We start from the raw sequence: 22,794 nt of genomic DNA, 5'->3' as shown, positions 1-22,794 counted from the left end.
GCTCAGATGTCCAGGCTGAAGGGTTCACGGGCGCGGGCGCAGCACACCAGCACCTGCGACGCGCGTTCCTCTTCGCTCAGGATGAGGTCGTTGTGCTCGGGGGTGCCGTCGCGGTAGGCCACCTGGCAGGTGCCGCAGACACCGGCTTCGCAGGAGCTGGGGCAATCAACGCCGGCCTCGCGCAAGGCCTGCAGCAGCGTTTGCGCCGGCCGCACCCGCAGGGTCCGATCGGAGCGCAGCAGCCGCACCGGCACGCCGTCGCCATCCCCTGCTCCCGGCGCCGCCGACGGAGCGGGCGCCGCGGGCACGGCGCCGAAGTACTCACAGTGCACGCTGCCCTCGGGCCAGTGGGCGCTGGCCCGCTGCACCGCCTGCATGAAGCCGCCCGGCCCGCAGTAGTAGAGGTGCGTGCCATCGGGTGCCTGCCGCAGCAGGGCCTCGATGTCGAGCCCGGTCCGCGGGTCGCCGTTGTCGTGGTGGAAGTGGACCAGGCCTTCGCCCACCAGGGGCTCGAGCAGTTCCCGAAACGCCGTGCGCTCGGGGCTCTGCGCGCAGTAGTGCAGCACCACCGGCCGGCCCAGCGCGCGCAGACGGTGCAGCATGGCCAGCAGCGGCGTGACACCGATGCCACCCGCCAGCAGCAGGCTGCGTTCGGCCTGTTCCTGCAGCGGAAAGAAGTTGTGCGGCCCGGACACCTCCAGCAGATCGCCGGGGCGCACGCGCTCGTGCATGGCGCGCGAGCCGCCGCGGCTGTGGGCCACCCGCAGCACGGCGATGCGCCAGCGCCGCGTGTCCCCGGTGGGGCCACACAGCGAATAGCGCCGCGACATGCTGGTGCCGGGCACCCGCACGTCCAGGTGCGCGCCGGCCTCGAAGGCCGGCAGCGGCGCGCCGGCCGGGTCGACCAGGTCGAAGGACAGAATGCCCTCGGCCTCGTGCGTGATGGATCGGACTCGCAGCTTCACGGAACGGCTCCTGCTCGGGATCAGCCCGCCTGGGTCTCGGCCTGGCCCAGCGCCTGCAGGCCACCGTCGATGCGGTCGAGCTGCTCGCGCACGAAGGCGTCGCGCTGCGCGGGCGTGGGCAGGTCGTCCGCCGCTCGCATGATGTCGAGCACGCGCTTGCCGAGCGAGAGCACGAGCTTGCGGTCCTCGGCGCGCGGCAGTTCCGCGGCGTGCAGCACGCTGTCCTGCGCGTACAACGGCAGGCTGCGGCCCTCGGCGATCAGGCGCTCGTACAAGGGGTCGGGCGACGACTTGCCGCGCACGGCTTCGCGCAACAGCTTGCGGCACAGGTACACGCCCACGTCGGAGCTGCCGGGGTGTTCCAGGGCGTGGACGGCGATCGGGCGCTGGCTCACCAGGGCCTCCCAGTCGCCCGGGGCGCGCTGGCCTTCTTCGTAGCTGCGGTTGCCGGTCTGGCCTTCCAGGAAGTCGATCTTGTCGACGCCACAGTCCGCTTCCACGCCGAGCCCATCCGGGTCCACCGTGCTGTTGAAGTGGCGGTAGCCGAAGATGATCATGTGCTCGTCGTCCACCGGCACGTTCCAGCGCGTGCAGCCCGAGGTGCCGTGGCGCTCGCGCGCGGCGGTCGGCAGCAGGGAGCCGATCTGCAGGTAGTTGGGGAAGACCATCTCGGTGATGCGCACCCAGACCTTGTCGTCGGGCAGGCGCCGGCCGGCCACGAAGACGCAGCCGTTGCCCGTTCGGGTGGGCTCCCACTGCATGACGGGCATGTCGCCAAAGCCTTCGAGCGAAACACCGTCGGCCACCGCCGCGTCCACGCCATCCACCACCATCTTGTTGTGCAGCACGGCGGTGTGCATGTGGTCCATGATGTTCTCGTACACCTGCAGCCAGTTGCAGGGGTAGACGTTGGAGAACGGCACCAGCTTGGTGTCGGCGGGAAAGCCATAGCTGTCGAAATCGGGGAAAGGCGGCTGCGACTCCGGCGGGCCCATGTAGGCGAACACCAGGCCGTGGCGCTCGAAGGCGGGGTAGGCCCCCTGACAGACGGTCTCCTTCAGGCGCGTGGGGTCGGCCTCGCAGGGCGCGTCGAGCAGGCGGCCGTCGATGCCGTAGTGCCAGCCGTGGTAGCAGCAGCGGATGCCGTGCTCGGCGATGATCCCGTACTCGAGCGAGGCACCGCGGTGCGAGCAGTGCCGGTGCATGACGCCGATGTCGCCGCTCTTGTCGCGAAACACCACCAGGTCCTCGCTCATGATGCGAATGGCCTTGGGCACGTCCTTCAGTTCCTCGGACAGGCACACCGGCTGCCAGTAGCGGCGCATGTACTCGCCCATGGGCGTGCCGGGTTCGGTGCTGGTGAGCTCCAGGTCGGGACCGGGCTTGTTGCGTTGCTGGTAACCCGTGAATCGCAGGGGTTGGGCCTTGGCTTGGTGGGTCATGGGATGTTCTCCTGAATAAGTCGATCGATCAGGCCAGCGCGTTGGCCTGGCTGATGAAGCGGATGTGCATGTAGGCGTCCAGGCCCTCGGGGCCGCCCTCGTAACCGAGGCCGCTGTCCTTCATGCCGCCGATGGGCGCGTCCGACAGCGAGGGCGTGAAGCTGTTGACCCCGATCCAGCCGGCCTCGATGCGCTCGGTGAATTCGGCGGCGCGGTCCAGGCGCTGGGTGAAGGCGTAGGCCGCCAGCCCGAACTCGGTGGCGTTGGCCTGGGCGATGGCCTCGTCGAAGGTGTCGAAGCCCACGATGGGCGCGACCGGGCAGAACGGCTCCTCGGCCAGGATGCGTGCGCTGGCGGGCACCTGGCTCAGCACGGTGGGCGCGAAGAAGAAGCCCTGGCGGCCCAGGCGGCCGCCGCCGGTTTCGACGCGCGCGCCCTCGCCGTGCGCCTGTTCGACAAGGCGGCTGGCGGCCTCCAGGCGGCGCGCGTTCTGCAGCGGCCCCATCTGCGTGTCGGGCAGCAGGCCGTCGCCCACGCGAAGGGCCTTGGCCAGTTCGGTGAGACGGCGCGTGAAGGCTTCCTGCACGCCCGACTGCACATAGAAGCGGCTGGGCGACAGGCAGACCTGGCCGGCGTTGCGGAACTTGAAGGCCGCGCAGGCGCGCGCGGCCTTGTCCACGTCCACGTCGTCGAACACGATCACCGGCGCGTGCCCGCCCAGCTCCATGGTGCAGGGCTTGAGGTGCTGCGCGGCCTGCGTGGCCAGCAGCCGGCCCACCGGCACCGAGCCGGTGAAGGAGATCTTGCGGATCACGGGCGAGGCGATCAGCCGCTGCGAAATGCGCGCCGGCACGCCGTAGAGCAGGTTCAGCGCGCCCGGGGGCACGCCGGCATCGACGAAGGCGCGCACGAGCTCGACGCAGGCGGCCGGGGTCTCTTCGGCGGGCTTGAGCACCACCGTGCAGCCCGCCGCCAGCGCCGCCGCCACCTTGCGCGCCGCCAGGAAGACGGGGAAGTTCCAGGGCACCAGCGCGGCCACCGGCCCGATGGCGCGTTTGACCGTGGACTGCACCAGCAGCGGCGCGCGCGGCGGCAGTATGCGGCCGTAGGCGCGCTTGGCCTCTTCGGCGCAGTACTGCAGCGCCTCCAGCACGCGGTCGATCTCGCCCTGCGCGTCGGCCAGCGGCTTGCCGTTCTCGAGTGTCAGCAGATGGGCGATGCGATCGCGCCGCGCATCGATGAGCCTGGCGGCCTGGTGCAGCACCGCGGCGCGCTGCCAGGCGCTGGTGCGCGACCAGGATTCGAACGCCGCTTGCGCGGCGGCCAGGGCTTCGTCGATGTCGGCGTCGGTGGCGACCGGCAGGCGGCCGATTTCCTGCTGCGTGGCGGGGTTGACCACCGGCAGGCTGTCGCGGCCCGCCAGGCCGCGCCATTGGCCGGCCACCAGCAGCTCGAGGCTTGAGGGATAGGCGTTGTCGTTCATGTTGAATAGAGGCAAAGGCGTGAAGGACGGCCGCTCAGGCGTAGCCCATCAGCCGGGGCAGCCACAGGTAGCTCTGCGGCAGGTAGGTGACGATGGCCAGCACCGCCAGCAGCCAGAAGAGAAAGGGCAGGCTCTCCCTGACCACGCGCTCGATCGGCGTCTTGGCGATGCCCGACACCACGAACAGGCAGATGCCCACGGGTGGCGTGACCATGCCGATGATCAGGTTGATGCAGACGATCACCCCGAAGTGCAGCGGGTCGATGCCGAAGGCCTCGGCCATGGGGATCAGGATGGGGCCGAACATCACCATCGCGGCCACGGTGTCGAACAGGCAGCCGACGACCAGCAGGATGAGGTTGACCAGCAGCAGGAAGACCAGCGGGTTGTCGGTGAACGCGCGGATGGCCTCGGCCGCGGCCTGCGGCACCTGCTCGGTGGTCATGATCCAGGCGGCGACGTTGGCCACGCCCATCATCAGGAACACCACCGAGGAGATCACCCCGGTTTTGCGCAGCGCGGCATAGAGCCCCTTCAGGTCCAGGGTGCGCGTGACGAAGAAGCCCACCAGCATCGCGTAGAGCACGGCGATGGCGCCCGACTCCACCGGGGTGAAGGCCCCGGAGACGATGCCGCCCACCATGATCAGCGGCAGCAACAGGGCCACCAGAAACTGGCGCGAGATCACGAAGCGCTGGCCCAGGGTGTAGTGGCCACCGTCGGCCGGGTAGTTGCGGCGGCGCGCGATGAGGTACACGATGGCCATCATCCCCAGGCCGATCAGCAGGCCCGGTACCACGCCGGCGGCGAACAGCGCGCCCACCGAGACGTTCTGCGCCACCAAGGCGTAGATGATCATCGGCACGGACGGCGGAATGATGGGCCCCACCGTCGAGGCGCAGGCGGTGACCGCGCAGGCGAAGCCCGCGTTGCCGTACTGCCTGGTCGCCGTGGGGATCATCATCGAGCCCACGGCGCTGGCGCCTGCCACGCCCGAGCCATTGATCCAGCCGAAGATCATGCTCACCAGGATGGTGACCTGCGCCACGCTGCCGCGGATGCCGCCGGCCACCATGCGCGAGAAGGCCATGATGCGGTCCAGGATGCCCGAGCCGCCCATGAGCTCGCCGGCCAGGATGAAGAAGGGCACGGCCACCAGCGCGAACAGGTCCATGCCCGTGAAGATGCGCTGCGGCACCAGGGCCAGCAGCGAAGGATTGATCACCGCGAAGATGACCATGGCGGCGATGCCCAGGGCGAAGGCGACGGGCACGCCGATGGCGAGCACGCCCAGGAACGTCAGCATCAGGGTGGCACCCATGAGCAACCTCGTGTCAGACAGGAATGAAGGGAAAGCAGGGCATCGGACCGCGGGGAGGCGCCGGACTCATGTCATGCTGGCGGAGGAAGACATCTTCTGGCCGCCATCGCCTTTGAAGAACACGAAGGCCAGCTGCAACAGCATGAGCAGGCAGCCGGCCGGGATGGCGGCGTAGGCCCAGGCCATGCTCATCTCCCACACCAGTGGATCGGAGTGCGGCCGCACCTTGTTCGTGAACAGCACGCCCTGGTACAGCGCCACCGACAGGAAAGCCGCGGTGAGCGCGTACCCCAGGTAGGAGCAGAGGCGCTGCAGCGAAGGCGGCAGCACATCGACCAGCACGGTCACCGCGATGTGCGCGCCCTCCTTGATGCCGATGCTGGCGCCGAGAAAGGCGGCCCAGATCATCAGGTACTTCGCCACCTGCTCGGCCCAACTCAGCGGGTCGTTGAGCACGTAGCGCGTGAACACCGAGGCGAGGATGACGGCGACCATCGTCGCGACGAGCAGGGCCACCAGCGCGGCGGTGGCGCGATCGAGCAGCTTTTCCATGGGGTGCATCCCTAGGGTGGCGCCCCGCCCGAACGCCGGGCGGGGCCGGGGCTTCACTTGGCGGCGGTGGCGCCGGCGGCGGGCGCGGTGGCGGTGGCCTCCGCGCGGACCAGGTCGATCAGTGCCTTGTCGATGCCGGACGACCCCCACATGCCTTGGCCCGCCTTCACCCACAGGGCCCGCTGGGACGGCGTGGGCACGGTGATCTGGCCGCCCGCCTTGAGGTAGGCCGCCTTCGCCTTCTCGTCTTCCTCGGCCCAGATGCGGCGGTGGTATTGCTCCGCCTCGGTCGCGGCCTCTTCGATGACCTTGCGCGCCCACTGTGGATAGGCGTTCCACTGCTTGGTGCTGATCATTCCCACGAAGCCGTAGTACTGCCAGTCAAGCTCGAGGTGCTCTTTGATGATCTCGTGGTGCTTGGCGCTGACCATGGTGCCGAAGGGCTGGGCTTCGCCATCGACCACCTTGAAGCGCAGCGCGTTGTAGACCTCGGGCCAGTCGACGGTGACCGGCGTGCCGCCGAAGGCCTTCACGCCACCCACCTCCGTCGGCGAGCGCGAGACGCGGATCTTCAGGCCGCCCAGGTCGCCGGGCTCCAGCACCTTCTTGCTGGTGGTATTGATGTCGCGGAAACCGAATTCGAAGGTCATCAGCCAGCGCAGGCCGACCTGATCGAGCTCCTTGTTGATGGCCTCGCGCACCTTGGCCGAGTCGAGCGCGCGGTGCGCCTCGGTGCGGCTGTCGAAGATGTAGGGCAGGTGCAGCACCTCGAAGGCGCGGGTGATGGTGACGAGGTTGGCGTACGAGCCGCCGGCGATCTGCAGCAGGCCCTGCTGCGCGGCCTCGTAGGTTTCCTTGTCGCTGCCCAGCTGGCCGCCCGGGAAGTGCTGCACCTTGATCCGGCCGTTGGACTTCTTCGCCACCAGTTCGGCGAATTTGTCCACCCCCTTGCTGGTGTCGTGCGCCGGCGCCATGACGTTGGCGTACTTGATGGTGATTTCCTGGGCCGAGGCCGCGGTGGCGAACAGGCCGCCGACCAGCGCCCCGGCGGTGGCGAGGGCGGCGAATGCCGCCCTTCGAGCGAATGTGCTGGACATCTTGTCTCCTGGATCTGGTGGTGGATGGGTGCGTTGATCTGCGCCAACTGCGATGAACTATATAGGACCATAGCTCTGCAGAAGATCGGGAAAACCCTAGATTCAGACCAAAGACTGAAGCTGGCACTCACATTCAATGGAGACGCGTAAAAAAAGGCCGATCGCCCAAAAAGGCGACCGGCCTCGGCCGAGCCGACGGGGGGCTGGCTCAGCGCATCATGGTGTTTTTGCGGTGCCGCGGCTTGGTGGTGGCCGCCGCCGTTGAGCCCGGGTCGAACTCGTTGACGTGAGGGATCTTGGCGGTGGTGCGCTGCAGCAGATCCACCAGGGTTTCCACCTCGTCGGGGCTCAGGTCCGACAGCAGGCGGCGCTCGCGCTCCAGCGCCACCTGGATGATGCGGTCGTGCAGTTCGTAGCCCAGGGGCGTGAGGCTCAGCAGCTTGCGGCGCTGGTTGCTCGGGTCTTCGGCCACGGCCAGGTAACCCTTCTCTTCCAGCCGGCGCGATTCCCGGCTCACCGAGGCCTTGTCCAGACCAATGATCTGCGTGATGCGGGCCGGCGCGATGTCGGGCTCGATCGCGACCATGGCCATCACCCGCCACTCGATGATTCCGATGCCGAAGCGCTTGAGGTACAGCCGCGAGGCGCCGCTCGACAGCTTATTCGCAAGGACCGTGAAGAAATAGGTGACGTAGTGGGCAAGATTGAGCACCTCGCGCTTCTTCTTGCTCTGGTCCGTGGCGGCCTTTTTCACCGACGTTGCCATTCAGTAGTCCCTAGCGTGGATTCAACAGAGACGTACTGTACAAGCTGGCCCGGCGGCGCCCAGGGCGCTCACAGGCCGGCGGCGAATGCGCGGATGTCTTCGCCGAGCGCGTCGGGGACTTCATAGCCCGGAAAGTGCCCTCCCCCCGCCAGCTCGGTCCATCGGGTGACGCGGTAGGCCTTTTCCACCAGGCTGCGCGGCGGCAGCTGGAACATGGGGTCGCGCGTGGCGGCGATCGCCACCGGCACCTCCACGCGCTGACCGCCGGGGTAGCCGGGCGGGCCTTCGGTGGTCAGGCCTCGGTAAATCCAGGTGGACGTGGCCGCGCTGCCGGTGACCAGGTAGAGCATCACGTTGCGCAGCAAGCGGTCGGCGCGCTCGGGCGTTTGGAACGCCGCCGGCTGGCCGGCCTCGAGCGGGTCGCCCCAGGCGGCGAACTTCTCCAGCATCCAGGCCAGCAGACCGACCGGGTTGTCGTTGAGCAGATAGCCCGCGGTGAGGGGGCGCGAGGTCTGCAGGCGGAAGTAGGCGCCATCGTCCTCGAAGCGCTCGCGAAAGGCCGCCAGCCATTGCTGCTCCTGTGGCGCGGTCGCCGCGCCGGCGACGAAGCGCGGGCTCACCATGGTCATGTGCGCGCCCGCGCACGCCTGCGGGTGCTCGAAGCCCAGCCAGCCCGCGATGAGGGAGCCCCAGTCGGCGCCGTGCGCCAGGTAGCGCGGGCAGCCCAGCACCTCGGTCATCAGGCGGTGCATCAGGCCCGCCATGGCGCGCGGCCCCATGGCTTGCTCGGGCGCGTCCGAATGTCCCGCGCCGGGCAGGGACACGACCACCGCGTCGTGGCCGGCGGCCACCAGCCGGTCCGCGACATCGAGGTACTCCAGGTAGCAACCCGGCCAACCGTGCATCAGCAACACCGGCAGGCGTTCCGCCTTCGCCGCGGCCCGCTGGTGCACGAAGTGCAGGCGCAGATCGGCCACGCTCGCCTGGAACTGAGGCCGCTCGTTGAGTCTGGCCTCTTGCGCGCGCCAGTCGAAGCCGTCGCGCCAGCGTTGAACGATGTACCGCATGGTCGCCGGATCGGCGCCCTGCGGCCAGCTGGCGCCCGCGGGCGTGCGGGGCCAGCGGTATTCGGCCACCTGCCGCGCGATGCGATCCAGCATGGCGTCGTCGGTGACGTGCTTGAACGGGATGGCCATGGCCATGCGTGTCTCCTCGAAAAGGTAGTTGGCGGTTATCGGAATTCTTCGCATAATGTTGCCACCTCAACGTTGCAATTGCAACATCAAGAGATGACCACCACCCACGGAAAGGCGCGCGATCCGGCCTTCCCCCATTGAACGGAGACAGACATGAGCCAGACGGAAACGACGCCGGGCCACCAGCCCCGGCACCGCGTGATGCACACCATGATCCGCGTGAAGGACATGGAGCGGTCGCTGGACTTCTACACGCGCCTGATGGGCATGAAGCTGCTGCGCCGCAAGGACTATCCCGAAGGCCGCTTCTCCCTGGCCTTCGTGGGCTATGGCGCCGAGATCGACCACGCGGTGATCGAGCTGACCCACAACTGGGACCAGGACAAGCCCTACGAGCTGGGCAGCGGCTATGGCCACATCGCCATCGCGGTGGACGACATCTACGCCACCTGCGCGGACCTCAAGGCCAAGGGCGCCCACATCATTCGCGAGGCCGGCCCGATGAAGAACGACACGCTGCACCTGGCGTTCCTGCAAGACCCCGACGGCTACAAGATCGAGCTGATCGATTCCAAGACCGTGGCGGGCTGAGGAGCGGGCGTGATCACCTTCTACACCTACCCCGGCCCGAACAGCCGCAAGGCGCAGATCATGCTGGAGGAGTCCGGCGAGGCCTACGACACGCGCAAGATCGACATCACCAAGGGCGAACAGTTCGACCCGGCCTTTCTCGCGATCTCGCCGAACAACAAGATCCCCGCCATCGTGGACCACACGCCGCAAGGCGAGGTGCCCGTGTTCGAGACGGCGGCCATCCTCACCTACCTGGCGGAAAAGAGCGGCCGGCTCCTGCCCGCCGCGGGCGCGAAGCGCTTCGACGTGCTGGCCTGGCTGGTCTGGGGCACGGGCTCGGTGGGCGGCACGCTGCCGCAACTGCACCACTACGCGGACCTGCCCGTGCCGGTGCCCGGCACGGTGGAGCGCTTCACCACCGAGGCGGTGCGCCTGTTCAAGGTGCTGGAGCGGCGCCTGCAGGCGAACGAGTACATCTGCGGTGAGTACTCGATTGCGGACATTCCCACCTTCTGCTCGACGGCGGGCTGGCTGCAGCGCGTGAAGCAGCTCTCGGACGGCCAACTCGGCGACACGCCGGCGATCGATCGTTGGCTGCAGGCCGTGGCGGCCCGGCCCGCGGTGCGGCGCGTGGGCTGAAGGATTGGGGCGCGGTGCGCCCCAGCCTCTCAGAGCCGGCGCCCGAAGAGATCGAACAGGCGCTGCCAATGGCGTTCGGCGCTCGCACGCTCGTAGGCGCCGCTGCGCGAAGGGAACACGAAACCATGCTGCGCGCCCGGGTACCACTCCAGCCGGAACGGCGCGCCACTGGCCCGCAGCCGACCTTCCAGCACAGCCATGTCGGCGGCCGACGCCCACTTGTCCACTTCGGCACAGGCCACATAGGTCTCGCAGCGCAAGCGCTCGGCCATGCGGTGCGGCGAGTCGGCGCGCTCGGTCACCATGTTCGCCCCGTGAATGGACGCGATGGCGGTGATCCGGTCCGGGTGCTCGGTGGCCGCTGCGAACACGAAGGGTCCGCTCATGCAGTAGCCCACCGCGCCCACGCGGCGCGCATCGGCAGCGGGCAGGGTCTCCAGGGCATTCAACAGGGCCTGGGTGTCGCGGTTGACGGCCCCGATGTCCAGCCGCCCCATCATGGCGCGCAACTCGTTCATGCCCTCTTCGCCCGGCTTCATGACGAAGCGGCGCGTCTCTCGGTAATAGAGGTTGGGCAGCAGCACCAGGTAGCCCTCGGCGGCGAGGCGTCGCGCCATCTCGTGCAGCTCCTCGCGCACGCCGAAGGCGTCCATGTAGAACAGCACCACCGGGTGCGGACCGGCGCCGGCGGGCGTCACCACGCGGGTGTTCATCGCGCCGTCGGCGGTGGGAATGTCGATGTCGGCTTCGGTCATGGGCGTGGATCAAAGGTCGAGCAGCAGCTCGGGCGATGTCGCGCGCGAACAGCACACGGTCATGCAGTCGTTTCGCGCGTGCTCACTGGCGTCCAGGAAGCTGTCGCGATGGTCCGGCACGCCGGACAGCACCCGCGTCAGGCAGGTGCCGCAGACCCCTTGCTCGCAGGACAGCGGCACCTCCACGCCTTCGCTGAGCAACACCTCGTGAATGGCCTGACCCGGCGCGATGGTGAAACGCCGCCCGCTGCGCGCCAGCACGACATCGAAGGCCCGATCGGCCCCGCTGCTGGCGGTGGTGGCGCCAAACCGCTCGACGCACACCTGGTCCGCGCGCCAGCCGTGCGCGGCGGCAAAGTCGGTGATGTCGCCGATGTAGCCGGGGGGGCCGCAGACATAGAGCCGCGCCTCGGGATCGGGCGTGGCCAGCAGCGGTGGCAGTTCCAGCCGGTTGGCGCCTGGGCCCGTGCTGAAGTGAAAGCGCACGCGATCGGCGTAGGCTGCGGCGGCCAGCCGCGCGCGAAACGCCGCCTGCTCGGGCGAGCGCGCGCTGTAGTGCAGTTCAAAGGCCCGCCCGCTCGCGTGCAGCACTTCGGCCATGGACAGCAACGGGGTGATGCCAATGCCCGCGCCAAACAGCAGCGATCGCTTCGCCGGTGCCATGGAAAACAGGTTGCGCGGCAGGCCGATGTCCACGATGGCGCCCTCATGCACCTCGTCGTGCATGGCGACGGAGCCGCCGCGCGAGTCGACCTTGCGCTGCACGCCCAGCACATAGCGGTCGCGTTCCCAGGGCGCATTGCACAGCGAGTACTGGCGAACCAGACCCTCGCGCAGCAGCACATCCACGTGCGCGCCCGCCGTGAATGGCGGCAGCGCCGAACCATCGAGCGAGCGCAATTCGAAGGCGGCCACGCCGGCCGCCTCCCGGGACTTGCGCGCCACGCGCAAACGCAAAGCCTGCATGTCCGCGACCGCCCGCTCAGGCCTGCGGCACGGCCGCGCGCGGCGCCGCCTCTTGCGCGCGCGCGGCGTTCTGACGCGCCTCCGCCTCGGCCATGCGCCGGATGATGCGGCGCAGCTGCACGCGCGTGGCGTCGGAGACGATGTCCACCAGACCACCGTCGCCCAGCTCGTCGAGCCTCGCCTGCTGGCCTTCACAGATCAGCTTGTCTTCCATGAAGGCCTCCGAGATGTGGTCCATCAGGGCGGCCGTCGCCGCCTCATCCTCGGGTCGGTAGCCATTGGCCGGCGCGTAGAAGTAGAAGCAGGTGTTTTCGGTCTCGGGCGTGAGGCCGTGGAAGATGCGCAGCGAGAAGCCGCCCGAACGGTTGCCGTTCTCCCGCGCGCCGGTGCCGGCGTCCACCGCGCCGCTCCACTGCAGCACGTTGCTCGGCGGCGAGAACTCAAACTCCTGCCAGCGGTCCACCCGACCCTTGAAGGGCACGGCGGCCAGGTAGGTCGGCGGCGGCACCGAGTTGAGCATCCAGCGCACGTACTTCAGGCTGTCCTCGGTCTTGGTCACATCCATCAAGGCTTCCACGTGCGTCTGCGGATTCCCGCCGATGGTGGAACCATGCACGTAGCCCAGATGGGTCAGGTCCATCAGGTTGTCCACCATGAGCATGTAGCCGGCCTTGATGTGATAGAAGCCGCGGTGGTGGGGCCAGTTCCGGTGGTCGTCGTTGAAGGGGTAATCGACGATCGCCGACTCGTCCGCGAGTTCGGGGTCACCCATCCAGATCCAGATGAACTCGTTTTTCTCCACCACGGGATAGGCGCGCACCTTGGCGCGCGCGGGGATCTTGTCCTGCCCAGGGATGTGCACGCAGCGGCCGGCGCAGTCGTGCACCACGCCGTGGTAGCCGCACTGCAGGCCGCTCTCGACCACCACACCCATGGACAGCGGCGCCGCGCGGTGGCAGCACTTGTCCTCCAGCGCCGCGATCTGCTTTGTCTTCAGGTCACGGAACAGCACGACGGGCTGGTCGCAGATGCGCCGCGCCAGCGGCTTGTCGGCGATCTCGTGGCCCCAGGCCGCGATGTACCAGGTGTTCAGGATGAACATGGGAAGGTCCTTTCTCTCATTCCTCCGCCCCGCGGGCGGCTTCAGGTCTTGGCGTACTTGGCGATCAGCGACTTGGCCGAGGCCAGCAGCTTCTGCCCGTCGTAACCGCGCTTGTTCATGTCGGCCACCCACTCATCCTTCAGCGGCCCGGCGAGGCGGATGAACTCGGCCGCCTCGGCCTTCGGGATCGTGTAGATCGGATTGCCCCGGTCCATCACCGCCTTGCGACCGATCGCGTCACTCGATTGCGTGATGGTCCCGAACTGGGCCGAGGTGTCGATGCCCGAATTGGCATCGATCACCTTCTTCAGGTCTGGCGGCAGCGACTCGTACTTGCCGCGGTTCATGGCCATGACGAAGGTGCCCGTATAGAAGGCCGGCACGTCATCGGCGAATTCGGTCGAGTACTTGGTGAGTTCGTGCACCTTCACCGACGGCACCACGTCCCAGGCCGTCGCCACGCCTTGGATGGTCCCCTTGGACAGCGCGTCCGGAATGCCCGGCAGCGGCATGCCCACGGGCACCGCACCGTACATGGCCAGCAGGCGCGTGATGAGGCGCGTGGGCGCGCGCAGCTTCATGCCCTTGAGGTCGGCGACCGTCTTGATCTGCTGCGTGGAATGAAAGGACCCGCGGCCATGCACATGCAGGGCAAGCACCTTCGTGTCCTTGAACTCGTCGGGCGCCTGGGTCTGGATGAACTCCCAGTAGGCACGCGAGGTGGCGCCGGCCTCGTTCATCATGAACGGCAGCTCGAAGACCTCGCCGCGCACGAAGCGGCCCGGCGTGTAGCCCGGCAGCGTCCACACGATGTCGGCCACCCCGTCGCGCGCCTGGTCGTAGAGCTGGGGCGGCGTGCCACCCAGTTGCATGGCGGGATAGCCCTCGAACCGGATGCGTCCGCCCGACTCCTTCTCCACCTTGTCCATCCAGGGCTTGAGCATGATCGTCCAGACGTTGGACGTGGGCGCCATGAACGTGTGCATGCGCAGGCTCACCGCCTGCTGGGAGAAGCTTTGGAAGATGGGCCCGGCCACCGCGGCGGCGGCACCGGTCTTGAGAAGGCTGCGTCTGCGGATCATGTCTGTCTCCTGGGGTTTGAACAGGCTTTGGTGGTTGCGGCGAATGCCGCGCCTTCCCTGCCGGATCTGGTTGTTGTGGAAATGATGTTGCTACCTCAACGTTGACGTAGCAACATGTAGATTCCCCTCTTGACAGATCACACCGGGAGGCGCAAACGCGCGCTCAGGTGCGAACCGGCGTGTCCGCTGCGTCGGCGGCGCGCGCGGCGTCGTAGGCAAAGAGCCAGTCGTAGCGGCGGCTCACCTGTTCGGGCGACCATTCGCGGTCGACGTAGGCGGCAGCCCCTTCGGCATGGGCGAGTTCGGGGTTGTGGAAGCGCCGCGCGTTGTCGGCGGAGCCGCGCACGATGCGCGCCGTCCGCTCGTGACGCAGCGACTCATAGCGTCGCCAGGCGGACGCCGGGTCCCGCGGCGACGCCGCCAGGCATCTCGCGAGCACCACGCCATCTTCGATGGCCATCATCGCTCCCTGCGCCAGGAAAGGCAGCGTCGGGTGGCAGGCGTCGCCCAGCAAGGTCGCGCGCCCCTTGCTCCAGCGGGGCATGGGGTCGCGGCCCAGCAGCGCCCATTGGTACGGCGTTTCGATGGCGCGGAGCAATCGCTGCACGTCCTCGTGCCAGCCCCGGAAATCCCTCAAGCAGTCTTCCACGCGGCCGGGGCTGTTCCAGGATTCGTGCGTCCAGTCGCCGCGCTCGACCACGCCCACGACGTTGATCAGTTCGCCGCGCCGCACCGGGTAGGTGATGACGTGCGCACCCGGCCCGACCCAGTTGGTTCCCACGGGCGCCGACAGGTGGTCGGGCAGGTCTTTCGCCGACGCCAGGCCGCGCCAGGCCATGCACCCGGTGAACCAGGGCGTGGCGGAGCCGAACAGGCGCGCGCGGCAATGGGAATGAATGCCGTCGGCGCCGACCAGCGCGTCGAAGCCGGCGATCGGTGCGCCCTCGGCCTTCACCCAGACCCGCTCTTCGCGCTCGTGATGATCCTGGACCTGGGCGCCCAGGCGGATGGCGTCGGGCTTGAGCGCACGCACCGCCTGCACCAGCACCGCGTGCAGGTCGGCACGGTGCAGCATCAGGTAGGGAAAGCCATAGCGTTCCACCGAGCGCTCCCCCAGGTCGAACAGGGTCCAGCGCTGCCCCGTGCTCCAGAGCCGGATCTGCTTGCCCGCCGGCACGCTTGCCACGGCACGCAACGGTTCTTCCAGTCCCAGGTCGAACAGGCAGCGCGTGCCGTTGGCGCTCATCTGGATGCCTGCGCCCACATCGCCGAAGCGCGTGGCTTGTTCGAACACCTCGACGTCGATGCCCGCTCGCAGCAGCGCCAGCGCCGCCGTCAACCCGCCAATGCCCGCGCCGACCACCGCGACGCTGATGTCCTTCGCCATGCGCACCTCTCGTTGAAGAGGTGCCATTGGAACCAGGCGAATTCCACAAGGGAAGTTTTGTTATCTGATCAATTAATATTGATCACTTATGAATCTGAGTCTGCGCCAACTTGAGGCTTTCGCCGCCATCGCGCGCTGGCGCAACCTCACGCGCGCGGCGGAACAGATCCACATCACCCAGGCCGGACTGAGCCTGATGCTGCGCGACATGGAGGCCCAGCTCGACTGCCGGCTGTTCGAGCGCACCACGCGTTCGGTGTCGCTCACCCAGGGAGGCGAGCGCCTGCTGCCGCTGGCCGAGCGCACGCTGCGCGACTTCCGCGAGGTCGCCGACCAACTGAGCCAGCTGTCGGCCGACGCCGCGCGCACCGTGCACCTGGCGGCCACCCCTCTGGTCGCGGCCGACGTTCTGCCGCAGGCCTGCCACGAGCTCGCGCGCACGCACCCCGACATCCGCGTGGTGGTGAAGGACGTGGACCGCCGACAGATCCAGCCGATGGTGGAGCGCGGCGAAGTGGATGTGGGCGTGGGTGTGCTGCTGCGCGAGTCACCCACCACCACGCGCGAGCTGCTGCTGCGTTTGCCGCTGGTGGCCGTGGGCGCGCGCGGCGCGCTGACCGCCGCCCTCAATGGCCGCGGCACCTTGAGCTGGGCCGCTTTGCGGGCGCTGCCGCTGCCGCTGCTGGCGCTGCCCGCGGACAACGCGATCCAGCAGCTCGTGGACGCCCGCCTCGCGCCCGCGCTGCCGCGCGAGGATCGGCCGGTGTTCGCCCACCTGCACACGCTGATCGCGATGGCCGAGGCCGGCCAGGGCGTGGCGGTGCTTCCGGCCTTCGTGGCCAGCACCTGCCGGCGCTATGCGGTGGACGTGCACCGCATGGGCCAACCCATGGTGGCCATGGAGTTCTTCTCGATCGCACGCCGCGGCGCGCCGCTCACGCCCGCCGCGGCGCCACTGCTGCGCGCGCTGGTGCAGCACCTGGGCCGCTCGGCCGCCGGCGCCACCTGAGCGGCTGCGGCGCTCAGGCGGCCACCGGCTCCAGCAGCGCGTCGATGTCCGCCTCGGCGGCGCGCAGGCCTTCGCGGCGCGGTTCCTCGCCCATGTTCAGGCCCTCGGCGAAGACGAAGCGCACGTCCGTCATGCCCAGGAAGCCCAGGAAGTTGCGCACGTAGGGCGTCTGCGTATCGTGCGGCTGGCCCTGGTAGAGACCGCCGCGCGCAGCGAACACCAGCACCTGCTTGCCCTTGACCAAGCCCTCGGCGCCGGCCGCGGTGTAGCGGAAGGTGACGCCGGCACGGGCGATGTGGTCGAAGTAGGCCTTGAGCGTGGACGGGATGCCGAAGTTGTAGAGCGGCAGGCCCAGCGCCACCACATCGGCGCTTTGCAGCTCGGCGATGAGCGCGTCGGACTCGGCCACCAGGGCCTGCTGTTCGGGCGTGCGCTGCTCGGCTGGCGTGGAGAAGGCGCCCACGCGCGCCAGGTCCAGGTGCGGCACGGGGTGGGTCGCGAGGTCGCGCACGACGACGCGGCCCTCGGGGTGGGCGGCCTGCCAGGCGGCGACGTAGCGGTCGGCCAGGCGGTTGGACTGGCCGTTGCCGAGCAGGAGACTGGAGCGGATCAGGAGCAGGGTTTTCATGGCGGGTTCCTTGTTGGGATGCGCCATTGAAACATCGACGTATTGAATTAAAAAGCGCAAAATTCCGCTCAAAACCATCTACTCAATCGATAATAAAAGCCATGGCCCACCCCCGCGTCACGCTCGATCAATGGAATGCCCTGGTGGCCGTGGTGGAGGCCGGCGGCTACGCGCGCGCGGCCGAGCAGCTCAGCCGCAGCCAGTCCTCCGTCACCTACGCGGTGCAGCAGATCCAGGCGCAGCTTGGCGTGCAGGTGTTCGAGCTGGAGGGCCGCAAGGCACGGCTCACGCCCACCGGCGAGCAGCTGTACCAGCGCGCGCGCTACCTGGTGGCCGAGGCCGCCGCGCTGGAATCGGCCTCGGCCTGCCTGTCGCTGGGCTGGGAGGCCGAGCTGCGGCTGGCGGTGGAAGTGATCTACCCCAACCGGCGCCTGTTCGATTGCCTGGAGCGCTTCGGCCAGAGCGCCGAACACACGCGCGTCGAGGTGGTGGAGGCCGTGCTGGGCCACCGCAGCTCGCTGCTGGAAGAAGGCGGCATCGACATCGCCATCTACGGCACCGTGCCCACGGGCTATGAGGGTCAGCACCTGATGCGCGTGCGCTTCCTGCTGGTGGCCCACCCGGACCACCCCCTGCACCAGTTGGGCCGCGCCGTCACGCTGCGCGACCTGCGCCAGCACCGCCACCTGGTGGTGCGCGAGACCAGTCCGCAGCGCGGCCACGAGCCGGCGGTGCAGACGCCGCGCCGCTGGACGGTGAGCCACATCTCCACCTCCATCGAGGCCGCGCGCGGCGGCCACGGCTTCGCCTGGCTGCCCGAGGAGTTGATTCGCCCGGACCTGGACGCGGGCCGGCTCAAGCCCCTGCCCATGCGGCGCGGCGGCGAGCGCTTCGCCGACCTGTACCTGGTGTTCGGGGACCGCGAGGGCGCCGGCCCGGCCGCGCAGCGCCTGGCCGAAGTCCTGCTGGCCGACGCGCGCGGGACCGCTTAAGCGCAGCGGCTACCGTTATTCGATCGGCTTGTCGGGCAGCGGCGCGTGCATGCCCACGGCCATGCGGTTCCAGGTGTTGATCTGGGCGATGGTCCAGCTGAGTTCAACGATCTCCTGGTCGTTGAACTGGTCGCGCAGCGCGTCGAAGGCGCTGTCGTGGCCCGCGTGCCCGTCCGGCAGGCGCGTCAATGCCTCGGCCCAGGCCAGCGCCGCGCGTTCGCGCGGGCTGTACAGCACCGTCTCACGCCAGGTGCACAGGCTGTTGATGCGCTGCCAGGCCTCGCCGTGCTGGCGCAGCTCGCGCGTGTGCATGTCGACGCAAAAGGCGCAGCCATTGATCTGCGACACGCGCAGGTCCATCAGCGACATCAGGCCCTTGCCCAGCGTGGAGCGCAGGGTGCTGGCCTTGACGGCGGCCATGGCCTGGTAGGTCTTGGGCGCGATCTCGGTCCAGGGGAGACGGGGAGCGTTCACGGGAATCACCTTTCGTTGTCAGAAGGAATGAAGGAAGCCTTCACCCCTCAAGACGAAGCGGCGCCGTCTCCTGTGACGTAGTTCGTGACCGACGGGTCCAGTTGCGCGTGACCCAGTGCCTGCGCGATGTGCCGCAGCTTGTCGGGGTTGCGCTGCACATGGATGCCAACGACGCGACCGTCCTCGATCCGCAGCGCCTGCGCCGACTCCAGCGCGCCGTCGATGAAGCGCAACAGGCCCCATTCGCCGTTGAGCGGGGCCAGTTCGTAGTGCACGCGGCCCGCGAAGCGCAGGCTGGTGGCCAGGTAGAGCTGCGCGATGCGCTGGCCGCCCAGCAGGGGCACGCCGAAGCTGGGCACCTTGCCACCGCCGTCGCTGATGAGCCGCGCGTCCTCGGCCAGCACGGCCTTCAGGCCGCTGATGTCGCCGCGCGACGCCGCCTCGGCGAAGGCGCTCAGCAGGCGCCGCTGGTCCTCGGGTGGCACGGTCTGGCGCGCGCGCCCGTCCTTGAGCAGGGTGCGCGCGCGGTGCACCAGCTGGCGGCAGGCCGCCTCGCTCTTGCCCAGCGCCGCCGCCACCTCGCCGTACTCGGCCTCGAAGATGTCGCGCAGCAGGAAGGCCGCGCGCGCCTCGGGCGCCAGGCGCTCGAGCACCGCGAGGAAGGCGAGCGAGAGCTGGTCGGCCCGCTCCAGCATCTGCTCGGGCGTGTGCGGTGCCTCGGCCTCGGTGAGGATGGGCTCGGGCAGCCAGGTGCCCACGTACTGCTCGCGCCGCGACTGCGCCGCGCGCAGCCGGTCGATGGCCAGGCGCGTGGTGACGGAGACCAGCCAGGCCTCGGCGTTGGCCACCGCCGCAGGGTCGGTGCCGTGCCAGCGCAGCCAGGCGTCCTGCACCACCTCGTCGGCGTCGGCGGCCGAGCCCAGCATGCGGTAGGCGATGCCACGCAGCCGGGGCCGCAGGCGAAGGAAGCTGTCCAGGGAGTGATCGTTCATGACGCGCCAGACGGATCGGAGGGAGCGATTGTGACCAGGGCCGTGCGACAGCCCGACGGGCGGCTGCCACGATCCTCCGCCGGGCTTGCCCGATCCTGCGAACCCGCGTCCGTTTGACCCCACTGGCGTGGAGGATCGGGTCATTTGCGGGATCATCCCGGCGCCCCCCCACGAATGAAGGCCCCATGCTCAAGCCCGACGACTACCTGAGCGAGATCAACGGCATCATTGCCCGATCCACCGACCGCGACGGCCTCACACCCACCGCGGTGGACCACCTGTTCTTCGCCCGCCAGAGCTCGCCCTCGCTGCCCATGCACACGGCGCAGTGGCCCTGCTTCGCGCTGGTCACGCAGGGCGCCAAGCGCCTCACCTTGGGCGAGGAGGTCTACCACTACGGCGTCGGCGACTGCCTGGTGGTAACGCTGGACCTGCCCGTCATCTCGTGCATCGTGCAGGCCACGCCCGAGCGGCCCAAGCTGAGCCTGGGCATGGCCATCGACGGCGCGCGCCTGCAGGAGGTCCTGTCGCGCGTGAGCCTGCCCAGCGAAGCCTTGCCTGGCGACAGCCCGCGCGGCGTGGCCGTGCACAAGGCACCGCTGGAGCTGCTCGACGCCATGCTGCGCCTGGTGCGCCTGCTCGAGCGCCCGCAGGACATCGCGGCCATGGCGCCGCTGATCGAACAGGAAATCCTCTACCGCCTGCTCACGGGTCCGCACGGCCCCGCCCTGTTGCGCATCGCCTCGGCCAACAGCCCCAGCAACAAGATCGCCAAGGCCATCGCCTGGCTGCGCCAGAACTACAGGCAGCCGCTGCGCATCGAGGCCCTGGCCAGCCAGGTGGGCATGAGCGCCTCGTCCCTGCACCACCACTTCAGCCTGGTCACCGCCATGACGCCGCTGCAGTACCAGAAGCGCCTGCGCCTGCAGGAGGCGCGCCGCCTGATGCTGGTGGAGCGGCTGGACGTGGGCAGCGCCGGCTACCGCGTGGGCTACCAGAGCGCCTCCCAGTTCAGCCGCGAGTACAGCCGCCAGTTCGGTCTGTCGCCGCTGCGCGACCTGGAAAGCGCGCGGGGCAACGGCCAGGGCTACGTGGCCCTGGCCGACGCCCCGGCCTGAGATCAGGCCAGCTTGAAGGGCAGATCGCGCAAGGGCTTGCCGGTGATCCTCGCCAGCGCGTTCGCCCACGCCGGCGCCAGCGGCGGCAGGCCGGGCTCGCCCATGCCGGTGGGCGGGTCGGCGCTGGGCACGGTGTGCACGGCCACCTTCGGCATCTCGGTGATGCGCGCGACGCGGTAGTCGCCGAAGTTGCCCTGCTCGACCACGCCGTCCTTGAGCGTGATGGCCGCGCCGGGCAGGCACATGCCCAGGCCCATCAGCGCCGCGCCCTGCACCTGCGCCTCCACCGTGCGCGGGTTGACGACGAGGTTGCAGTGCACGCCCGCCGTCACCTGGTGCAGCACGGGTTCGCCGTCCTTCACCGAGGCCTCGACCACGTAGGCCACCACCGAATCGAAGCTCTCGTGCACCGCCACGCCCCAGGCGCGGCCCTCGGCCAGCCGTCGCCTGCCGTAGCCGCTCTTGTCCACCGCGAGCTTCAGGGCGTCGCGGTGGCGCGGGTGTTGATCGCCGAACATCGCCAGCCGGTAGGCCACCGGGTCCTGGTTCGTCTCGCGCGCGATCTGGTCGATCAGCGTCTCCATCACGAAGGCGGTGTGCGTGGAGCCCACGCTGCGCCACCACAGCACCGGCACATTGACCTTGGGATGGTGCACGGTCAAACGCATGGGCACGGGGTAAGGCGCGCGCATGCCTTCCACGGCGGTCTGGTCCACGCCGTTCTTCACCATGAAGGGCTCGAAGGGGCTGCCGGCGATGATGGACTGGCCCACGATCACGTGGTCCCAGGCCAGCACGCGGCCGCGCTCGTCGAAGCCGATGCGCGCGCGGTGCAGGTGCATGGGGCGGTAGTAGCCGCCCTTGATGTCGTCCTCGCGGCTCCAGACGGTGCGCACCGGTGCGCGAACCCCCGCCTCGCGCGCGGCGCGGGCGATCTGGCAGGCCTCGACCACGTACTCGCTGCTGGGCACGCCGCGCCGGCCGAAGCCACCGCCGGCCGCCTGCACGTTCACGCGCACCTGCTCGGGCTTGAGCCCCAGGGCGCGCGCCGCGGCCATGCCGTCCAGGCCCGGCATCTGCGTGCCCACCCACAGCGTGGCGCCGCCCTCGGCGAGCTCCACCGTGCAGTTGAGCGGCTCCATCGGCGCGTGCGCGAGGTAGGGAAAAACAAACTCGGCCTCGATGCGCTTCGGCGCCGTGGCCAGCGGCGCCATGTCGGCGTCGAAATGCGTCGCGCCGGGCCGGCCCGCGAGCTCGCGGTACTGGGCGAGCTGGCGCTCGCTGTCGACCTTGTCCACCGCGTCGCTGGCCCAGTCGATCTTGAGCGCGTCGCGCCCCAGCTTGGCGGGCCAGTAGCCCTCGGCCACCACGGCCACGCCCTCGGCGCCGCGGTCCAGCGGCACGCGCAGCACGGCCTTGACGCCCTTCACCGCGCGCGCGGCACCGTCGTCCACCGAGCGCAAGCGGGCGCCGAACACCGGCGGGCGCGCGATCACGGCCGTGAGCTGGCCCGGGCGGCGCACGTCGATGCCGAAGTCCTGCCGGCCGCTGCTCTTGGCGCGCGCGTCCAGCCGCGTGGTGGGCTGGCCGATGAGCTTGAAGCGCTTCGGGTCCTTCAGCGCCACGCGCTCGGGCACGGGCTGCTGCATCGCGGCCTCGGCCAGTTCGCCGTAGCTGGCGCGGCGGCCACCGGGGCCGACGACGTGACCGGCCTCGGTGCGCAGGGTGGCCGGGTCGGCCTTCCAGCGCGCGGCGGCCGCGCCCACCAGCATGGCGCGCGTGCGCGCGCCGAGTTCGCGGTACTGCGTGAAGCTGTTCTTGATGGCGGTGGAGCCGCCGGTGAGGTGCATGCCCGCCAACGGATCGGCGTAGGCCGGGTCATTGCTGCCGAGCTGGCTGCGCACCCGGGACCAGTCGGCGTCCAGCTCCTCGGCCAGGACCATGGGCAGCGCGGTCTGCACACCCTGGCCGAATTCGAGCCGGTTCACGGTGACGGTGACGGTCCCATCGGTGGCAATGGCGACGAAGGCGCCGGGTTGTTGCGTGGGCTTGAGCGCCAGGTCGGGCCCGCCCGCGCCCTGGGCCTGGGCGGCCAGCGGCGCGAGGCCCAGCGCGAAGCCGCTGGCCACGGCGAGCTTGAGGAAGCCGCGGCGCGGCAGCTCGGCCACGCCCTCGGCGGGTGCGCCGTCGCGCGCCAGCATCAGCTGCAGCGCACGGGGCAGTTCGGGGGTGAAGGTGGCGGGCAGCATGTCCGT

General features: G+C 69.4%; 22 protein-coding genes. 5 read left to right on the top strand and 17 right to left on the bottom strand.

Annotated features, from left to right (window positions below; translation table 11 throughout):
• Positions 1-2: 2 nt before the first annotated feature.
• The 8 genes from DY262_RS16735 to DY262_RS16700 form a co-directional block, all read right to left on the bottom strand.
• Positions 3-965 (bottom strand): PDR/VanB family oxidoreductase, encoded by a 963-nt coding sequence (locus tag DY262_RS16735; RefSeq protein ID WP_116960248.1) that lies wholly within the window; start codon positions 963-965, stop codon positions 3-5.
• A gap of 20 nt (positions 966-985) precedes the next feature.
• Positions 986-2,407, bottom strand: a complete 1,422-nt coding sequence (locus tag DY262_RS16730; protein WP_116960247.1) for a Rieske 2Fe-2S domain-containing protein — start codon at positions 2,405-2,407, stop codon at positions 986-988.
• Between the two features lie 28 nt (positions 2,408-2,435).
• On the bottom strand, positions 2,436-3,890 hold the full coding sequence (locus DY262_RS16725; RefSeq protein ID WP_116960246.1) for an NAD-dependent succinate-semialdehyde dehydrogenase: 1,455 nt from the start codon (positions 3,888-3,890) through the stop codon (positions 2,436-2,438).
• Positions 3,891-3,924: 34 nt separating this feature from the next.
• Positions 3,925-5,211 carry a TRAP transporter large permease gene (locus DY262_RS16720; RefSeq protein WP_116960245.1) on the bottom strand — a complete coding sequence of 429 codons (1,287 nt, stop codon included), beginning with the start codon at positions 5,209-5,211 and terminating at the stop codon, positions 3,925-3,927.
• Positions 5,212-5,277: 66 nt separating this feature from the next.
• Positions 5,278-5,763: a TRAP transporter small permease gene (locus tag DY262_RS16715; RefSeq protein WP_181936543.1), complete on the bottom strand. Its 486-nt coding sequence runs from the start codon at positions 5,761-5,763 to the stop codon at positions 5,278-5,280.
• A 53-nt stretch (positions 5,764-5,816) separates the two neighbouring features.
• Complete coding sequence (locus DY262_RS16710; protein WP_116960243.1) at positions 5,817-6,860, bottom strand: TRAP transporter substrate-binding protein; 1,044 nt, start codon at positions 6,858-6,860, stop codon at positions 5,817-5,819.
• Positions 6,861-7,068: 208 nt separating this feature from the next.
• Positions 7,069-7,626: a MarR family winged helix-turn-helix transcriptional regulator gene (locus tag DY262_RS16705; RefSeq protein WP_116960242.1), complete on the bottom strand. Its 558-nt coding sequence runs from the start codon at positions 7,624-7,626 to the stop codon at positions 7,069-7,071.
• 68 nt (positions 7,627-7,694) lie between these two features.
• Positions 7,695-8,828, bottom strand: coding sequence for an epoxide hydrolase family protein (locus DY262_RS16700; RefSeq protein WP_181936542.1), 1,134 nt, complete (start codon positions 8,826-8,828; stop codon positions 7,695-7,697).
• A 147-nt stretch (positions 8,829-8,975) separates the two neighbouring features.
• Between DY262_RS16700 and gloA the strand changes: the two genes are divergently transcribed.
• Positions 8,976-9,413: a lactoylglutathione lyase gene (gene gloA / locus DY262_RS16695; RefSeq protein ID WP_116960240.1), complete on the top strand. Its 438-nt coding sequence runs from the start codon at positions 8,976-8,978 to the stop codon at positions 9,411-9,413.
• A gap of 9 nt (positions 9,414-9,422) precedes the next feature.
• Positions 9,423-10,034 (top strand): glutathione S-transferase family protein, encoded by a 612-nt coding sequence (locus DY262_RS16690; RefSeq protein WP_116960239.1) that lies wholly within the window; start codon positions 9,423-9,425, stop codon positions 10,032-10,034.
• Between the two features lie 29 nt (positions 10,035-10,063).
• Here DY262_RS16690 and DY262_RS16685 read toward each other — a convergent pair whose 3' ends face one another.
• The 5 genes from DY262_RS16685 to DY262_RS16665 all read right to left on the bottom strand — a co-directional run bounded on the left by DY262_RS16685 (position 10,064) and on the right by DY262_RS16665 (position 15,326).
• Positions 10,064-10,789, bottom strand: coding sequence for a dienelactone hydrolase family protein (locus tag DY262_RS16685; RefSeq protein ID WP_116960238.1), 726 nt, complete (start codon positions 10,787-10,789; stop codon positions 10,064-10,066).
• A 9-nt stretch (positions 10,790-10,798) separates the two neighbouring features.
• Positions 10,799-11,755 (bottom strand): PDR/VanB family oxidoreductase, encoded by a 957-nt coding sequence (locus DY262_RS16680; protein ID WP_116960237.1) that lies wholly within the window; start codon positions 11,753-11,755, stop codon positions 10,799-10,801.
• Between the two features lie 16 nt (positions 11,756-11,771).
• The gene (locus tag DY262_RS16675) at positions 11,772-12,857 is read right to left on the bottom strand and encodes an aromatic ring-hydroxylating oxygenase subunit alpha (RefSeq protein ID WP_116960236.1); all 1,086 of its coding nucleotides are present in this window, start codon (positions 12,855-12,857) and stop codon (positions 11,772-11,774) included.
• A gap of 41 nt (positions 12,858-12,898) precedes the next feature.
• Positions 12,899-13,939 carry a TRAP transporter substrate-binding protein gene (locus tag DY262_RS16670; protein ID WP_116960235.1) on the bottom strand — a complete coding sequence of 347 codons (1,041 nt, stop codon included), beginning with the start codon at positions 13,937-13,939 and terminating at the stop codon, positions 12,899-12,901.
• A 163-nt stretch (positions 13,940-14,102) separates the two neighbouring features.
• Complete coding sequence (locus DY262_RS16665; RefSeq protein WP_116960234.1) at positions 14,103-15,326, bottom strand: FAD-dependent monooxygenase; 1,224 nt, start codon at positions 15,324-15,326, stop codon at positions 14,103-14,105.
• Positions 15,327-15,414: 88 nt separating this feature from the next.
• On the opposite strand from DY262_RS16665, the gene DY262_RS16660 reads away from it, so the two are divergent.
• Entirely contained in the window at positions 15,415-16,335 is a 921-nt protein-coding gene (locus DY262_RS16660; RefSeq protein WP_116960233.1) for a LysR family transcriptional regulator, read from the top strand.
• Between the two features lie 13 nt (positions 16,336-16,348).
• Here the strand turns inward: DY262_RS16660 and DY262_RS16655 are convergent, their stop codons facing one another.
• Entirely contained in the window at positions 16,349-16,963 is a 615-nt protein-coding gene (locus DY262_RS16655; protein ID WP_116960346.1) for an FMN-dependent NADH-azoreductase, read from the bottom strand.
• Positions 16,964-17,064: 101 nt separating this feature from the next.
• Between DY262_RS16655 and DY262_RS16650 the strand changes: the two genes are divergently transcribed.
• Positions 17,065-17,955 carry a LysR family transcriptional regulator gene (locus tag DY262_RS16650; RefSeq protein ID WP_116960232.1) on the top strand — a complete coding sequence of 297 codons (891 nt, stop codon included), beginning with the start codon at positions 17,065-17,067 and terminating at the stop codon, positions 17,953-17,955.
• A 15-nt stretch (positions 17,956-17,970) separates the two neighbouring features.
• On the opposite strand, the gene DY262_RS16645 is transcribed toward DY262_RS16650, so the two are convergent.
• A complete protein-coding gene (locus DY262_RS16645) occupies positions 17,971-18,429 on the bottom strand; it encodes a carboxymuconolactone decarboxylase family protein (RefSeq protein ID WP_116960231.1) in 459 nt (152 codons plus the stop codon).
• 47 nt (positions 18,430-18,476) lie between these two features.
• The gene (locus DY262_RS16640) at positions 18,477-19,421 is read right to left on the bottom strand and encodes an RNA polymerase sigma-70 factor (RefSeq protein WP_116960230.1); all 945 of its coding nucleotides are present in this window, start codon (positions 19,419-19,421) and stop codon (positions 18,477-18,479) included.
• Positions 19,422-19,606: 185 nt separating this feature from the next.
• Between DY262_RS16640 and DY262_RS16635 the strand changes: the two genes are divergently transcribed.
• Entirely contained in the window at positions 19,607-20,539 is a 933-nt protein-coding gene (locus DY262_RS16635) for an AraC family transcriptional regulator (RefSeq protein WP_116960229.1), read from the top strand.
• A gap of 2 nt (positions 20,540-20,541) precedes the next feature.
• Here the strand turns inward: DY262_RS16635 and DY262_RS16630 are convergent, their stop codons facing one another.
• Positions 20,542-22,788: a xanthine dehydrogenase family protein molybdopterin-binding subunit gene (locus tag DY262_RS16630; RefSeq protein WP_116960228.1), complete on the bottom strand. Its 2,247-nt coding sequence runs from the start codon at positions 22,786-22,788 to the stop codon at positions 20,542-20,544.
• Positions 22,789-22,794: the final 6 nt, after the last annotated feature.

The sequence above is a fragment of the Hydrogenophaga borbori genome (assembly GCF_003417535.1).
Lineage (GTDB): Bacteria > Pseudomonadota > Gammaproteobacteria > Burkholderiales > Burkholderiaceae_C > Hydrogenophaga > Hydrogenophaga borbori.
Note: the sequence above shows the minus strand (reverse complement) of the source record. Positions and strands in the feature narration are given on the sequence as shown.

Excerpts from the sequence above, each read along its gene's own strand:
- DY262_RS16730 (WP_116960247.1), bottom strand. The coding sequence starts at position 2,407 with ATGACCCACCAAGCCAAGGCCCAACCCCTGCGATTCACGGGTTACCAG.
- DY262_RS16725 (WP_116960246.1), bottom strand. The coding sequence starts at position 3,890 with ATGAACGACAACGCCTATCCCTCAAGCCTCGAGCTGCTGGTGGCCGGC.
- DY262_RS16720 (WP_116960245.1), bottom strand. The coding sequence starts at position 5,211 with ATGGGTGCCACCCTGATGCTGACGTTCCTGGGCGTGCTCGCCATCGGC.
- DY262_RS16715 (WP_181936543.1), bottom strand. The coding sequence starts at position 5,763 with ATGGAAAAGCTGCTCGATCGCGCCACCGCCGCGCTGGTGGCCCTGCTC.
- DY262_RS16710 (WP_116960243.1), bottom strand. The coding sequence starts at position 6,860 with ATGTCCAGCACATTCGCTCGAAGGGCGGCATTCGCCGCCCTCGCCACC.
- DY262_RS16705 (WP_116960242.1), bottom strand. The coding sequence starts at position 7,626 with ATGGCAACGTCGGTGAAAAAGGCCGCCACGGACCAGAGCAAGAAGAAG.
- DY262_RS16700 (WP_181936542.1), bottom strand. The coding sequence starts at position 8,828 with ATGGCCATGGCCATCCCGTTCAAGCACGTCACCGACGACGCCATGCTG.
- gloA (WP_116960240.1), top strand. The coding sequence starts at position 8,976 with ATGAGCCAGACGGAAACGACGCCGGGCCACCAGCCCCGGCACCGCGTG.
- DY262_RS16685 (WP_116960238.1), bottom strand. The coding sequence starts at position 10,789 with ATGACCGAAGCCGACATCGACATTCCCACCGCCGACGGCGCGATGAAC.
- DY262_RS16680 (WP_116960237.1), bottom strand. The coding sequence starts at position 11,755 with ATGCAGGCTTTGCGTTTGCGCGTGGCGCGCAAGTCCCGGGAGGCGGCC.
- DY262_RS16675 (WP_116960236.1), bottom strand. The coding sequence starts at position 12,857 with ATGTTCATCCTGAACACCTGGTACATCGCGGCCTGGGGCCACGAGATC.
- DY262_RS16670 (WP_116960235.1), bottom strand. The coding sequence starts at position 13,939 with ATGATCCGCAGACGCAGCCTTCTCAAGACCGGTGCCGCCGCCGCGGTG.
- DY262_RS16665 (WP_116960234.1), bottom strand. The coding sequence starts at position 15,326 with ATGGCGAAGGACATCAGCGTCGCGGTGGTCGGCGCGGGCATTGGCGGG.
- DY262_RS16660 (WP_116960233.1), top strand. The coding sequence starts at position 15,415 with ATGAATCTGAGTCTGCGCCAACTTGAGGCTTTCGCCGCCATCGCGCGC.
- DY262_RS16655 (WP_116960346.1), bottom strand. The coding sequence starts at position 16,963 with ATGAAAACCCTGCTCCTGATCCGCTCCAGTCTCCTGCTCGGCAACGGC.
- DY262_RS16650 (WP_116960232.1), top strand. The coding sequence starts at position 17,065 with ATGGCCCACCCCCGCGTCACGCTCGATCAATGGAATGCCCTGGTGGCC.
- DY262_RS16640 (WP_116960230.1), bottom strand. The coding sequence starts at position 19,421 with ATGAACGATCACTCCCTGGACAGCTTCCTTCGCCTGCGGCCCCGGCTG.
- DY262_RS16635 (WP_116960229.1), top strand. The coding sequence starts at position 19,607 with ATGCTCAAGCCCGACGACTACCTGAGCGAGATCAACGGCATCATTGCC.
- DY262_RS16630 (WP_116960228.1), bottom strand. The coding sequence starts at position 22,788 with ATGCTGCCCGCCACCTTCACCCCCGAACTGCCCCGTGCGCTGCAGCTG.